This window comes from Caulobacter henricii, from assembly GCF_001414055.1.
Lineage (GTDB): Bacteria > Pseudomonadota > Alphaproteobacteria > Caulobacterales > Caulobacteraceae > Caulobacter > Caulobacter henricii.
On record NZ_CP013002.1, the window covers coordinates 3783107 to 3797239 of the forward strand.

Consider the following 14133-nt stretch of genomic DNA (forward strand, 5'->3'; position numbering starts at 1 on the left):
GGCTTCCGGGATGACAGGCTTTTGGGCTCTGAGTGCGGAGCCTAGGCTCCCGGCGGCACCGGGAAGCCACGGTTGCGCATCAGGGCACCGATCTTCACGTCGCGGCCGCGGAAGGCCTTGAACTGGTCGACCGGATCGACCGAGTTGCCCTTGGACATGATGGTGGCGATCAGCCTCTGGCCGGTGGGCTTGTCGTAGAAGCCGCCAGGGGCCTCCTTGAAGGCCTCGGCGACATCCGCCGTCAGGGTGTCGGACCACAGATAGCTGTAATAGCCCGCCGAATAGCCGTCGCCGGAGAAGACGTGGCCAAATTGCGGGGTGCGATGGCGCATGACGATCTCCTTGGGCATGCCCAGCTTCGTCAGCTCATCGCGCTCGAAGGCGTCCGGGTCGATGGCGACGTCACCGGCCAAGTGCAGCTTCATGTCGATCAGGGCGCTGGCCAGATATTCGGTGGTGTCGAAGCCCTGGTTGAAGGTGTCGGCCGCCTTGATCTTGTCCACCAGGGCCAGGGGGATCGGCTCCCCGGTCTTGTAGTGGACGCAGAACTTGCTCAGCACCTGCGGGGTCGGCAGCCAGTGCTCGTTCAGCTGGCTGGGGAACTCCACATAGTCGCGGGCGACATTGGTGCCCGACACCGACGGATAGGTGGCATTGGCGTTGAGGCCATGGATGGCGTGGCCAAACTCGTGGAACAGGGTGGTGGCGTCGTCCCAGGAGATCAGCACCGGCTCGCCCGGCGCACCCTTGATGAAGTTGGAATTGTTGGAGACGATCGTGGTGATCTCGCCCCGGAACCGCTCCTGGGTCCGGTAGGCGTTCATCCACGCGCCCGAGCGCTTGCCCGGCCGGGCATAGGGATCGAAGTACCACAGTCCCACATGCTTGCCGGCGCGGGTCACCTCATAGACGGTGATGTCCTCGTGATAGACCGGCAGGCCTTCGACCTTCTTGTACTCGAAGCCATAGACCTCGCCCGAGGCCCAGAACATCGCCTCGCGCAGCTTGTCCAGCTGCATGTACGGCTTCACCTCGTTCATATCGAGGTCGTACTTGGCCTTGCGGACCTTCTCGGCATAGTAGCGATAGTCCCAGGGCGCGATCTTGAAGCCGCCCTTTTCAGCGTCGACGATGGCCTGCATGGCCGCCACATCGATGGCCACCTGGGCGATGGCCGGCTTCCACACCGCCTCCATCAGGGCCATGGCCTTGTCCGGCGTCTTGGCCATGGCGTTTTCCAGGCGCCAGTGGGCGTGGGTCTTGTAGCCCAGCAGCCTGGCGCGCTCGACGCGCAGCTTCAGGATCTTGGCGATCAGGCCGTTATTGTCAGTGGCCCCGCCGTTGTCGCCGCGATTAACGAAGGCCTTCCAGACCTTTTCGCGGGTGGCGCGCACCGGCGAATAGGTCAGGTAGGGGTCAACGCTGGAGCGGGTGTTGACGATGATGAACTTGCCCTCGAGCTTGCGCTGGGCGGCGCTGGAGGCGGCATTGGCCTTCAGCGAGTCCGGCAGACCGACCAGGTCGGCTTCGCTGAGTTCGATATAGGTGTTCTCGTCGGCCAGCAGGTTCTGGCTGAACTTGGTGAAATAGCCGGCCATTTCGGTGTTGATCGCCGCAACCCGGGCCTTGGCGGCGGCGTCGAGCTTGGCCCCGGCCCGCACGAAATTGGTGTAGTAGATCCACAGCACGCGCTGCTGCTCGGGCGTCAGCTTGGCCTTCTCCGGCGAGGTATAGACCGCCTCGATGCGTTTGAAGAGCGCGGCGTTCTGGGTGATCTTGTCGCCCAGGCTGGCCAGCTTGGTGTCCAGCTCTTCCTCGACCACCTGGAACTCGGGCGTGCTCAGATTGCCGCCCCAGATGCCGTAGAAACAATAGAAGTCCGACAGGGCCCGGCCGCTGTCTTCCAGGGCGGCGATGGTGTTTTCAAAGGTCGGCGCGGCCGGATTGGCGGCGATGGCGTCGATTTCGGCCAGGTTCTTGGCCATGGCGACCTCGGCCGCCGGCTTGAAGTCGGCGACCTTGACCTTGTCAAAGGCCGGGACGCCGCCGAAGGGGCCGGTCCACTTGGCCAGAAGGGGATTGCCGTCTGCGGCCAGGGCGAAGCTCGGATTCAGGGTGGCGGCGACGCCGGTGGCGGCCGCTGAGGCAAGAAAGGTTCGACGTTGCACGGAAGATCTCCGGTGAAGGTGTTGTCGCGACCGTAGGCCAGCCGGAAGGCGGCGTCACATGACAGGACCGTAACCTTTGATGCGACCGAATTGCGGCGGCGTGGACGAACCGTTCGGCGGAGGCTAAACCACCCCCATGTCCATCGGCGTCTTTGACTCTGGCGTGGGCGGCCTCTCGGTCCACCGCGCCCTCGTACAACGCCTCCCGCAGGCGGATTTCACCTATCTGGCTGATCAGGCCAACGCGCCCTATGGCGGTCGGACCGGCGAAGAAATCGTCGACCTGACCCGCGCAGGCTGCGAGCGGCTGTTCGATCGCGGGGCCAATCTGGTCGTTCTGGCCTGCAACACCGCCAGCGCCATCGCCCTGCGCCGCCTGCAGCAGACCTGGCTGCCCGGCTATCGCAAGGCCCTGGGCCGGCCGGTCAATATTCTCGGCATCATCGTGCCGACCATCGAGGCGGCCACCGGCCTGCCCTGGGAGCACGAGGCCGAGCGCCGCGGCGACAAGGTGGAACAGCTGGATGTGCTGGGCGTGTTCTCAACCCCGGCCACGGCTCGCTCGCGCGTCTACGAGATCGAGATCGACAAGCGCAAACAGGACCTGGCGGTGTTTTCCCAGCCCTGCGGCGACCTGGTGCCGATGATCGAGGCCGACGCCGGTGTGGTCGAACTGGCCAAGGCCGTCGAGGCCCATGTCGAGGCCCTGAAGACCCGCATAGGTCGCTACCCGCACCGGGTGGTGCTGGGCTGCACCCACTACGAGATCATCGCCGACATTTTCCGGGCAGCCCTGCCGGCCGGAACCCCGCTGATCCAGCAGCCGGCCGCCACGGCCGATGCCCTGGAGCTTTATCTGGAACGTCATCCGGAGCTGGATCCGGGGACCGGCGGGTCGCGCCTGTTCCTGACGACCGGCGCACCGGGCCCGCAGAACGGCCTGGTCGAAAGCTTCTGGGGTGGCCCGCTGAGGTTTGAGGCGGCTTAAACGCTCCGGGCGATGGAGGAGATCTCCAGGGCCTCCCGCAAGGCAGGCTGCCGCGAGCGGCTGACGGGTAGGGGCGGACCCTCGCTGAAATGCAGTCTCCAGCTCGTGCCGTCACGCTCCAGGCGCTGGACATGGGCGAGGTTGGCGATCACCGAGCGATGGATGCGCAGGAAGCCGGGCGGCAGTTGCGACTGCAGGCCCTCGAGGCGGGCGGCATGCAGCAGGCTGCGCCCCCCGACCATCCGCAGCTCGACATAGTCGTCCGCCCCCACCACGGCCAGGATCTCGGCCAGGGGAGCCAGTTCGACACCGCGCGCCGAGGCTACGGTCAGGCGATCGGGAAGGCTGACGGCCTCGGTCAGGGCGGCTTCGCGGCCCCGGTCATCCCGACCCAGCCGCACCACCTCGACCATCAGCAAGGGCAGGACCAGACCGGCGGCGAGCAGGAAAAAGGATAGATCGGCCAGCCATTGCGGGAACCCGATGGCCAGGGCCAGGAAGAACGCCAGATAAGCCAGTGTCGGTCTCGCGCCCGGACGACGGTCGCGTACACCGATCGCAGCCGGCACGGAAGCCAGGATCACCCCGGTCATCAGGGCCAGCACCGTCTTGACGTCAAAACCAGGCGCCAGGGCGGTAGCGCTGATGACAATCAGGGCCACACCGATCATCAGTCGGCTGGCCTTGGGCCAGTACCGCGCGGCCACATAGCTGACGAGCAGGACCGCAAAGGCCGCCGCCAGCCCCCAGATGGCGCTCATCCGCCAGGCGTGCAGGGGATAGGGATAGTTGAACAGGGCCCGCAGGCTTTCGACGATGGCCTGCAGGGCCGCGACTCCGGCCATGGCGGCCAGGACCAGGCTGGAGCCTGTGCGGCGCATGGCATGAATGACCCCGAAACCGAACGCCGCCGCAAGCAGCGTGCCGGCCGCCACAAAGGTGATCGCCAGGAGCGCGGTCCGCTGCGGATAGGGAAAGGGCCGTACGACCAAGGCGGTCATCGGGCCGTCAAACCTTAAGCCGCCATGGAAGGACGACAGGCGCAGCACGAGGTCATTAGCACCGGGTCGCCAGGCCGTCTCACGGACCGGAAAGATCGCCTGGTATCGCCCGGGCACCTCGTCCTGCGCCGTTTGGGCGGGACGTCCGTTGGAGCCCAGCTGCCGGCTATTGAGCCAGACCTCCGACGAGGCGGCACCTGACACATAGACGGCACGGGCCCGGCTATCGTCGGGGGCCTTGATGGTGGCGCGGATCCACAGCTCCCGGCCCTGGGGGTCAACGACACCCTGGACCGGACGACAGTCGCTGAGCACAGGACCGCTCGGGCCCGCCACGCCCTGGCAGGCCTGCCATGACAGGGTCTGGGCCTGGGCGAGGGGCGCAAGGCCCGTCAGACAGAGGGTGAGGAGCAGGAGTCGCCACATGCTCACCCTTTTAGGGCGCCGCTCGCCGAGATGCGCCGCCATTCACCGATCAAGCGGCGCCATTGACCGAAGCGGCGTAGCAGGCCCCGGCCCGAACGGTTCAGCTGTCGCCATGACCCAGACATCCCTTCATCGCCGCGCCCTGCTCGCCGCCGCCGGCCTCGCCTTTCCGGCCCTGGCCCTCGCCCAGACCATCGTGCCGCCCCCAGCTCCCGCTCCGAACCAGGCCGGTCCTTTCCGGTTCAAGGGCTGGCGGGGCCAGGACACCGAGGCCGAACGCGGCTTCTTCGAGGTTCCCGAAGATCGCCGTGATCCCAAGTCGCGGAAGATCCGGCTGAGCTATGTTCGGTTCGCCTCGACAGCTGCAGAGCCCGGTCCGCCGATCATCTATCTGGCCGGTGGCCCCGGCGGCACGGCGACCCGCGCCCTGTCCGGACCGCGGTTTCCGATCATGATGGCCCTGCGCGAGTCGGCCGACGTCATCGCCTTCGACCAACGCGGAACCGGCCTGTCCAACCCTATCCCCGAGCGGCCGGCCTCGACGCGGCCGCCGCCGGTCCTGACGCAGGAGGGCCTGACCGCCTATCAGCGTGAAGAGTTGCAGTCCGCCTGGGCCGACTGGACCAGGGCCGGCGTGGCCATGAGCGGCTACAATACCGAACAGAACGCCGACGACATCGACGACCTGCGCCGGCATCTGGGTGCCGAGAAGATCGATCTCTGGGGCATCAGCTATGGCACCCACCTGGCCCTGAGCGTGCTCAAGCGGCACGGCGACCGGGTGAGCCGGGTGGCCCTGGCCAGCCTCGAGGGCCAGGACCAGACCGTAAAGCGGCCGGCGGCGATCGACGCCTTTCTGCGGCAGGTCGATGGCCTGCTGGCCGCCGATCCCGCCATCCGCCGGGCCATCCCCGACCTGCCGGCCCTGATGCGTCGGGTCCATTCCAGGCTCGACGCCACGCCCCTGACCCTGCCGACCACACTTAACGGTGCACCGGGTGAGTTGAAGCTGGGCGGCTTTGCCCTTCAGTTGATGGCTGGTGCCCTGATCGCCAATCCACAAACCCTGGTCATGCTGCCCGGGCTCTATCTGGCGCTCGATGCAGGCATGACGGAGGTGCTGACGCCGTTTGCCGGCGAGTTCGCCAACAGTCTCGGCATTGCCGGCATGCCGGAGGCCATGGACCTCGCATCCGGGATATCGCCCGCCCGCCTGGCCCTGGTGCAGCGCGAGGCCAAGACCGCCGTTCTGGGCTTGGCGCTGAACTTCCCCGTGCCGCAACTGCTGGGCGTAATTCCGGGCATCGATCTGGGCGAGGCCTTCCGCGCCCCGCTCGTGATCGACCATCCTGCCCTGCTGATCGCCGGAACGCTGGACGGTCGCACGCCAATGTCCGAGCAGGACGAGGTTGCGGCCCAGTTCCGGCGTAAGGCCCGGGTGACCGTCGAGAATGCCGGCCACAATGTCTTTGAGGCCCATCCCGACGTCCAGGGCCTGATGGTCCGCTTCTTCCGCGGCGAACCCGTCGGCGATACCCGGCTGAGCCTGCCGCCACCGACCTTCAAGCTGGGCTGATTGCGCGCCGTCCGCCGCGACGTTCTGAATCGTCTCTGAACCAACGCCGTAAACGCCCCTTAACCCTCTTGCGGCAAAAGATGCTGGTTCGAGCGTTCGATACCGGTGTTTCGGAGAGTTTCATGGCGCGAGCAGCGCGGCGTACGGCGGCGGAGCTGTTCTGGGATGCGGTCCGCTACGGCTGGGCCCAGCCCTGGTCAGCCCGGTTCCGCGGCGGACTGGTTACGGTGATCGGTGGCGGTCTGCTGCTGGCCGTCGCCACCTATAATGCTGCCGATCCCAGCCTGAACGCCGCGACCGGCCAGGTCGCGACCAATGCCCTGGGTGGGCTCGGCGCGGCCGTGGCCGACATCCTGATGCAGTCGCTCGGCCTGTCGGGCTGGGGCGCGGCCCTGCTGATGCTGGTCTTCGGCGTGACCCGCGTCTCCCAGGCCGATCCGGCGGCCGAGCGTCACGACCTGCGCCTGCGGGCCCTGGTCGGGACGATCGGCCTGCTGGCCCTGGCCGGCTTGCTGTCAGCCCCGCGCCCGCCGGCGGCCTGGCCGCTGGAAAAGGGTCTGGGCGGTTTCTGGGGCGACGGTCTGCTGCACCTGATCGCCGCCATCTTCAGCTTCGCCCGCCTGCCCGGAGCCCGCCTGCTGGCGGCCCTAGTCCTGGCCATCGGGGCCCTGATCGCCCTGGCCTATGCCATCGGGGTGCGCCGCTTCGATCCGGAAGCCATTGCCGTGGCCATCGGTGACGCCCTGCAGGCCCGCGACCATCCCGAGCCTGAACCCGCCCCGGCCGCTGCCAGGGCCCCCCGCGTCCGCAAGGCCGCCGAGGCGCCGGTCCAGGCCCGGCGTCCCGCCCGGCCCGAGGCCGAGACACCCGACCAGGCCTATACCCCGCCGCCGACGGTTGCGGACGACGAGGACGAGGCTCCCGTCCCGGTCCGGCCCCTGGCCATCGCCAAGCCCAAGTCCCTGCCCAAGGACAGCGGCCGCGAACAGCGCGAGCAGCAGAAGGCCTTCAATTTCAATGACGAAGGCGGCTTCCAGCTGCCGGAGCTGAATATGCTGGCCAAGGCCAAGCCGCGCTCGTCCGAGGTCGACGCCGCCGCCCTGCGCCAGAATGCCCGCCTGCTGGAAAGCGTGCTGGCCGAGTTCGGGGTCAAGGGCCAGATCGACCAGATCCGTCCCGGTCCTGTGGTCACCATGTACGAGCTGGTCCCGGCCCCGGGTGTGAAGACCGCCCGGGTCGTGGCCCTGGCCGACGACATTGCCCGTTCGATGAGCGTGATCTCATGCCGGGTGGCCGTGGCCCAGGGCCGCAACGCCATCGGCATCGAGATGCCCAATTCCAAGCGCGAGACCGTCTATCTGCGCGACCTGCTGTCGAGCCATGACTACGACAAGGCCAGCTCGATCCTGCCCATGGCCCTGGGCGAAACCATCGGCGGCGAGCCCTATATCGCCGACCTGGCCAAGATGCCCCACCTGCTGATCGCCGGCACCACCGGCTCGGGCAAGTCGGTCGGCGTCAATGCCATGATCCTGTCGATCCTCTACAAGCTGCCGCCCGAGAAGTGCCGCTTCATCATGATCGACCCGAAGATGCTGGAACTCAGCGTCTATGACGGCATCCCGCACCTGCTGGCCCCGGTCGTCACCGATCCGAAGAAGGCCATTGTCGCCCTGAAATGGACCGTGCGCGAAATGGAGGACCGCTATCGGCGGATGTCCAAGATCGGCGTGCGCAATATCGGCGGCTATAATGAGAAGGCCAATGAGGCCCTCGAAAAGGGCGAGCACTTCGAGCGTACCGTCCAGACCGGCTTCGACGACGCCGGCCGGCCGATCTACGAGACCGAGCAGATCCGTCCCGAGGCCATGCCCTATCTGGTCGTGGTCATCGACGAGGTCGCCGACCTGATGATGGTGGCCGGCAAGGACATCGAAGGCGCCGTCCAGCGCCTGGCCCAGATGGCCCGTGCCGCCGGCATCCACCTGATCATGGCCACCCAGCGTCCGTCGGTCGACGTGATCACCGGCACCATCAAGGCCAATTTCCCGACCCGGATCAGCTTCCAGGTCACCTCGAAGATCGACGCCCGCACCATCCTCGGCGAGCAAGGCGCCGAACAGCTGCTGGGCCAGGGCGACATGCTCTACATGGCCGGCGGCGGTCGGGTCACCCGTCTGCACGGGCCGTTCGTCAGCGACGGCGAGGTCGAGGCCGTGGCCCGGTTCCTGCGCGACCAGGGCACGCCCAACTATCTGGAAGAGGTCACCGCCGGCGGTGACGACGAGCAGGAAGAGGCCATCGAGGGCGCCTTCGCCGGCGAGGGCGGGGCCAATGACCTCTACGACCACGCTGTCGCCGTGGTCACCCGCGACCGCAAGGCCTCGACCAGCTACATCCAGCGCCGCCTGCAGATCGGCTACAACCGCGCCGCCTCCCTGATGGAGCGGATGGAGAAGGAAGGCGTGGTCGGTGCCGCCAACCATGCCGGCAAGCGCGAGATCCTGGCCCCGCCGCCGCCGGGGCTTTGACCTAAAAATACTCCGATCTCCCCGGCGAAGGCCGGGGCCCAGATCGAACCCAGGGAGCTTGGCGCGCTTGGCTCCGTGCGCAGGCGCATCATCCCCAGACGCTCAGGCTGAATCTGGGCCCCGGCCTTCGCCGGGGAGATCGGGGGGTGGGGTTGGCGTATGTGCCGATCCGTCCTCCCCAGGACGGAGCCATCCTTACATCTTACGGCGAGACGATCGCTGGCCTGGAAAGATCACTCAAGGACGACGCTCCGCGTCGCCGCGACGCGGCCGCCGGAGGCGGTCCTTGACTGATCTTTCCAGACCAGCACGCTGCAGCCTCCAAGAGATTTAAGGATCGCACCGGCCATGTAGGTCCGCCGCGAACACGTTGCGGACATTAGCTCGGCGTGACACATCACAGCGATGCACGTCGTTGTCGCCTTTTCTCGAGACTACGGGTCCCAAGATAACCCCGTATTGGGCGATGCCTTTTGGCTGGTTGAATCTCCTGCAAACCGGGGGCTCGCTGAAGCGGCATGGCGCGCCAAAGCCACCGATCCGAACAGCGCGTTGTTCAAATCCGGGGTGGGCGATATCGACAACAGCGATGTGCTGGCGATGTTTGAAACAGTGGAGCTTCATCATCCGGATTGGTCGAGGATCGACTGGGTTGGCGTCAAGCTGAGCAAGGATCTCAATCAAGCGTTTCGCGAAGACGGGTTTGTGACCGCCGAGATCGGCCACGGCTTCAGCATTACCCGCAACGACCGCTGACCGTGCATATCGGATATTCGAACGGGCCCTATCCGACCTCGCTCCCGCAACCCACGGCCCCGCCCCCGCGTTTCCCCTCCGACCCCAACGTGAACGGCCCTTCATCCCGCCGCCGTCAAATGGCCCCGGATCGGTCTTTCGCTCGTCACCGCGTCAGGGCAAAGGTTGTCGCTCAAGGAGACCGCATGACCGACACCCCGACCACCCGCCGTGCCCTGATCGCCGCTGCCGGCGCCGGCCTGGCCGCCGCTTCGTTCGGCGCGCCGGTGTTCGCCCAGTCTGGCGGCACCCAGTCCAAGGGCCCGACAGCCGCCCCTCTGACCGCCGAACAGAAGGCCCTGGTCGACAAGGCCACCGGCTATATCCAGGCGCTGTCCGCGGCCAAGGGTCGTTTCATCCAGACCGACCAGCGCGGTACGGTCACCCAGGGCACGCTCTTTCTGCAGCGTCCCGGCAAGGCGCGCTTTGCCTATGAAGGGGCCTCGGGCCTGCTGGTCGTCAGCAACGGCAACAACGTCAATATCTTCGACAGCCGCCTGAAGACCTTCGAAAGCTATCCCCTGAGCCGCACGCCCCTGGCCCTCCTGCTGGCCCGCGAGGTGCGGCTGGATCGCGGCGTCATCATCACCGACGTCCGCCAGCTCGCAGACGGCTTTACCATCGTCGCCCAGGACGCCCGGCGTCAGACCCTGGGCCGGATCAGCCTGGATTTCAGCAGCGCCCCGGTCGGCCTGATCGGCTGGACGGTCAGCGATGTGAAGGGGGGCCAGATCCGGGTGCGCCTGGTCGATTTCGAGAAAACCGGCGAGCTGGACCCCAAGCTCTTCGTGCTGACTGACCCGCGTCAGCGCCGGGCCGGGGCCAAATCATGAATGTGACATTCCCACAACAGGCAAGAATCAACAGACTTATCGCTTGACTATTAGGCATATCGTGGCATATTTGACACGCATGGCGACGAGGGCCCGACCCCCTCATCGCAAACCGTGCCGGATACTATCCCCTCCCGGCGGCGGCATGAGAGACCAGACTTTCGCCCGGATGCTTAAGGCATCCGGGCGTTTTTCATTTTCGGCCCGTCCCAAACCCTCTAAAGCGACGCCATGCGCCTCCGTATCGCCACCTGGAATGTCAATTCCGTCCGCCTGCGCGCCGAACAGGTCGCCCGCTTCGTCGACGAGCAGGCCCCCGATGTGCTGTGCCTGCAGGAGATCAAGTGCCAGGAGGCCGAGTTTCCGCGCGAAGCCTTTGAGGCCGCCGGCCTTCCGCACCTGAAGATCGCCGGCCAGAAGGGCTGGCACGGGGTGGCCATCGCTTCGCGCCTGCCGCTGGAGGAGGCACCCGTGCTCAAGCTCTGCCGCGAGGGCCATGCCCGCTGCGTCGGGGCGACCGTGGCCGGGGTCGAGATCCAGAACTTCTACATTCCCGCCGGCGGCGACGAGCCTGACCGGGCAATCAATCCGAAGTTCGACCACAAGCTGGACTTCTACGAAACCCTGACCGCCGAGATGAAGCGCCGCGATCCGAAGGTGCCCCTGGTCCTGACCGGCGACCTCAATGTCGCCCCCGGCGAAAACGATGTCTGGAGCCACAAGCAGATGTCGCGGGTGGTCAGCCACACCCCGATCGAGCTTGAGGCCTTTGCGGCCCTGATGGGGTCGCTGAACTTCCTCGACCTGCCGCGCCTGGCCACCCCGGAACCGGAAAAGATGTTCTCCTGGTGGAGCTATCGCGCCGCCGATTTCCGAAAGTCCAATCGGGGCCTGCGCCTGGACCACATCCTGGCCAGTCCCGGCCTGCGCGACGCGGCGATCGTCGACGGCAAGGTGTCGTCGAAGGTGCATGACACGGTGCGCGAATGGGAACGCCCCAGCGACCACGCCCCGGTGACGGCGGACCTGAAGCTTTAGCCAGACCGCCCCCGCGCGATCAGGGCCGACAGATAGCTCTCCATCAGCAGCACGAACTCGTCCTCGAGAACGGCCGGCGACAGGCTGAGGTCCGGCTCGGCCGCCGCCGCCCGCAGCAGTCCGGCCACCGCATGGGTCAGGACGAACAGCGACTCCGGTGAGAGGTCCAGCTGCAGCTCGGCCCGGCCGGCGATCGCGGCCAGAAACGCCTGGTGGTGATGCAGCATGACGGCGTCGCCGCCCGCGGCGAACAGGGCGTCCAGCAGCACCTTGCGGGTTTCGGGTGTGCCCTCGAAGGTGGTCATCAGGGCCTGGACGATCGGCCGGACACTGCCCAGCTGGGGCGCAGCGATCAGGGTCTCGGCGATCCGGCTCCGTGCGGCCTCGGCACGGGCCTGGGCCATGGCCGCCAGGATCGCCGACTTGCCGCTGAAGTACTGATAGAGGGTGCCGATACTGACCCCGGCCCGCTGGGCAATGCGGTTGGTGGTCAGGCAGTCGAGACCCTCGGCCTCGAGAAGTTGAAAGGTCGCATCGAAAATCGCCGCGACAGTGGCTTCAGCCCGGCCCTGCCTTGGGGTTCGTCTCGTCTTTTCAGGCACTTGCCAGTCCCATTCGCCGCTCCGGGGCTCGCCGGCCAAGGCGAGTAGAAACATGAGCAATGCTTACATAATCTCAGGCTCCGGGCGAGAGACCGCCATCCGGCTGAGGATTTCGAGCATGAACGCCACGATCGAACAGGTCCGGGCCCGGGTCGCCGAGCAGAAGGTCCGCCTGCCGGAACTCTATGGCGGCGTTGATTTCGACCTGGTCCCCGAACGCTTTACCGAGATCCCGGCCGAAAGCGTCGCCCCGAAAGGTGTGGCGGGGGCCGAGCCGTCCGCTGAACAGCTGGCCCTGATCCGCGCCTATTCCCTCCTGGGCGACCGGGTGGCCGACGCCTATGCCGGCCTGATGCCGCAACACGGCTTTCGCGGCCTGATCGGCCTGCTGACCCGGGCCTGCGACGAGGGCGTCGAGGCGATCCCCGACGCGCCGCCGGAGCTAGTGGCCTTCATCCGCGACATGGAACAGGTTCCCGAATGGCTCGACATGGAGCTGGTGCGAGAAGGGGCGCGGCTGGACCGCCCGGCGGCGGCCGTCCTGTCGCCCTTCGCGATCCGCGGAGCCTTTGTCGCCACCTTCATGAACAAATATGCGGCCCTGCCCATGGCCCTGACCGGAACCCTGGGGCACGAGAGCGCCGCGCGACGGGTCAATGAGACGGCGAGCTTCTTCACCACGACCCTGCTGCCCGGGGCCCTGGAGCGTCACGGTCCCGGCTTCAAGGCCGCCGCCATGGTCCGGCTGATGCATTCCATGGTGCGCTTCAATGCCCTGCGCCGCCCCGGGGCCTGGGACGCCCGGGTCTATGGTGTGCCAATCCCCCAGGTCGACCAGATGCCGGCCGGTCTGATCCCGATCTTCCTGCTGAGCTACAAGCTGCTGCGCCAGGGGCGCACCACCTTCACGCCGGCCGAGCGGGCCCGCGTCGAGCTGAGCCGCTATCGCTGCTTTCTGCTGGGCCTGCCCGAGGACCTGCTGGCCGACAATCCGGTCGGCATCGTCCAGGCCATGACTGCGCGCAACCAGACCCTGAGACGGGGCTTTGACGACGAAACCTGCGGCGCCCTGGTCCGTGCCACCCTGTCGGCCTATCTCCCCCCCGACCAAAGCTGGCGCAATCGCCTGTTCAACGCGGTCGAGCGGGGCTTTGCCAAGGTCTTCTTCCTGCGCCAGTTCCTGGGCGGCGACCGCGCTGCCGCCGCACGGATGGGGGTCGAGATCACCTCCGCCGACCGCGTCCTGTTCCTGCTGGTCGCCCTGGTCGTGACCAGTCAGATGGCCGTCTATGGTCTGGCCCTGAAGATCCCGGGCCTGAAGTCGCTGGCGGACCGGCACCTGGTGCGACAGCTGCGCCGGCACCTGGTCCGCTACGGCCATGCCGAGTTCACAACGGATGCGGCCCAGTATCGCCCGACGGCGGCCAGGCCTGCAGCGGCGATCTAGCCGGAAATCTCGACCAGGCCGAGCTTCACCCAGACGGCCTTGTCCTTCAGGGTCGACTGGATCCATTCGGCATGGACGGCCCGTTCGGCCTCGGTGGAACGCGGGGCCAGAGGGCGGGGGCGCTGGCCATAGGCCCCGGCCTGCCGCTGTGCGGCCATGGCCTCGGTGACCACTGCCGTCAGTTCCAGGGCGCGTTCCTTGCCACCCTGCAGTTCCAGATAGACCTCGGCCAGCAGATGGGCGTCGATCAGGGCCCCGTGCTTGTCGCGGCTGTCCAGGCTGATCTTGTACCGTTTGCACAGGGCATCGAGCGAATTGTACATGCCCGGAAAGCGCTTCTTGGCCATGGCCAGGGTGTCGACCCAACGGCTTTCCGGCAGGGCCGGCCGACCGCATTTTTCCAGCTCGAAATTGACGAAGCTGCGGTCAAAGGCGGCGTTGTGGGCCACGACCACGCTGTCGCCTACAAACTCGAGGAAGCGATCGGCGATGACCTCGAAGCGGGGCTTGCCGGTCAGGAAGGCACTGGACAGGCCGTGGACCTTTTCGGCCTCGGCCGGCATGTCGCGCAACGGATCGCAATATTCATGGAAGGACCGACCGGTCGGCATGAAATCGACGACCTCGATACAGCCGATCTCGACCAGGCGATCGCCGGTCTTCGGATCAAAGCCGGTGGTTTCGGTGTCTAGGATGATTTCCCGGGCCATGGCGTTTCATGCGACCGT

11 protein-coding genes are annotated in these 14133 nt (G+C 66.8%); 7 read left to right on the forward strand and 4 right to left on the reverse strand.

The genetic code is table 11. The features are described from left to right. Nucleotides 1–41: 41 nt before the first annotated feature. Entirely contained in the window at nt 42–2168 is a 2127-nt protein-coding gene (locus AQ619_RS17710; RefSeq protein WP_062150832.1) for a M3 family metallopeptidase, read from the reverse strand. Between the two features lie 136 nt (nt 2169–2304). Between AQ619_RS17710 and AQ619_RS17715 the strand changes: the two genes are divergently transcribed. Further along, nucleotides 2305–3156 (forward strand): glutamate racemase, encoded by an 852-nt coding sequence (locus tag AQ619_RS17715; RefSeq protein ID WP_062150835.1) that lies wholly within the window; start codon nt 2305–2307, stop codon nt 3154–3156. On the opposite strand, the gene AQ619_RS17720 is transcribed toward AQ619_RS17715, so the two are convergent. Beyond that, complete coding sequence (locus tag AQ619_RS17720) at nt 3153–4583, reverse strand: LytR/AlgR family response regulator transcription factor (RefSeq protein ID WP_062150838.1); 1431 nt, start codon at nt 4581–4583, stop codon at nt 3153–3155. The two genes, AQ619_RS17715 and AQ619_RS17720, sit on opposite strands and share 4 nt — an antisense overlap. Nucleotides 4584–4695: 112 nt before the next feature. On the opposite strand from AQ619_RS17720, the gene AQ619_RS17725 reads away from it, so the two are divergent. From AQ619_RS17725 to AQ619_RS17745, 5 genes are all read left to right on the forward strand, one after another. Continuing rightward, nucleotides 4696–6159, forward strand: coding sequence for an alpha/beta hydrolase (locus AQ619_RS17725; protein WP_062150841.1), 1464 nt, complete (start codon nt 4696–4698; stop codon nt 6157–6159). An 80-nt stretch (nt 6160–6239) separates the two neighbouring features. Further along, nucleotides 6240–8690, forward strand: a complete 2451-nt coding sequence (locus AQ619_RS17730) for an FtsK/SpoIIIE family DNA translocase (RefSeq protein ID WP_174515184.1) — start codon at nt 6240–6242, stop codon at nt 8688–8690. Between the two features lie 459 nt (nt 8691–9149). After that, complete coding sequence (locus AQ619_RS17735) at nt 9150–9446, forward strand: hypothetical protein (protein ID WP_062150844.1); 297 nt, start codon at nt 9150–9152, stop codon at nt 9444–9446. 185 nt (nt 9447–9631) lie between these two features. Further along, on the forward strand, nt 9632–10318 hold the full coding sequence (locus tag AQ619_RS17740) for an outer-membrane lipoprotein carrier protein LolA (RefSeq protein ID WP_062150847.1): 687 nt from the start codon (nt 9632–9634) through the stop codon (nt 10316–10318). Nucleotides 10319–10549: 231 nt separating this feature from the next. After that, on the forward strand, nt 10550–11356 hold the full coding sequence (locus AQ619_RS17745) for an exodeoxyribonuclease III (RefSeq protein ID WP_062150850.1): 807 nt from the start codon (nt 10550–10552) through the stop codon (nt 11354–11356). Here the strand turns inward: AQ619_RS17745 and AQ619_RS17750 are convergent. Further along, complete coding sequence (locus AQ619_RS17750) at nt 11353–11958, reverse strand: TetR/AcrR family transcriptional regulator (protein WP_062151840.1); 606 nt, start codon at nt 11956–11958, stop codon at nt 11353–11355. The two genes, AQ619_RS17745 and AQ619_RS17750, sit on opposite strands and share 4 nt — an antisense overlap. Before the next feature lie 118 nt (nt 11959–12076). Between AQ619_RS17750 and AQ619_RS17755 the strand changes: the two genes are divergently transcribed. Then, entirely contained in the window at nt 12077–13405 is a 1329-nt protein-coding gene (locus tag AQ619_RS17755) for an oxygenase MpaB family protein (protein ID WP_062150854.1), read from the forward strand. Here AQ619_RS17755 and dnaQ read toward each other — a convergent pair. After that, a complete protein-coding gene (gene dnaQ, locus AQ619_RS17760; RefSeq protein ID WP_062150857.1) occupies nt 13402–14115 on the reverse strand; it encodes a DNA polymerase III subunit epsilon in 714 nt (237 codons plus the stop codon). The two genes, AQ619_RS17755 and dnaQ, sit on opposite strands and share 4 nt — an antisense overlap. Nucleotides 14116–14133: the final 18 nt, after the last annotated feature.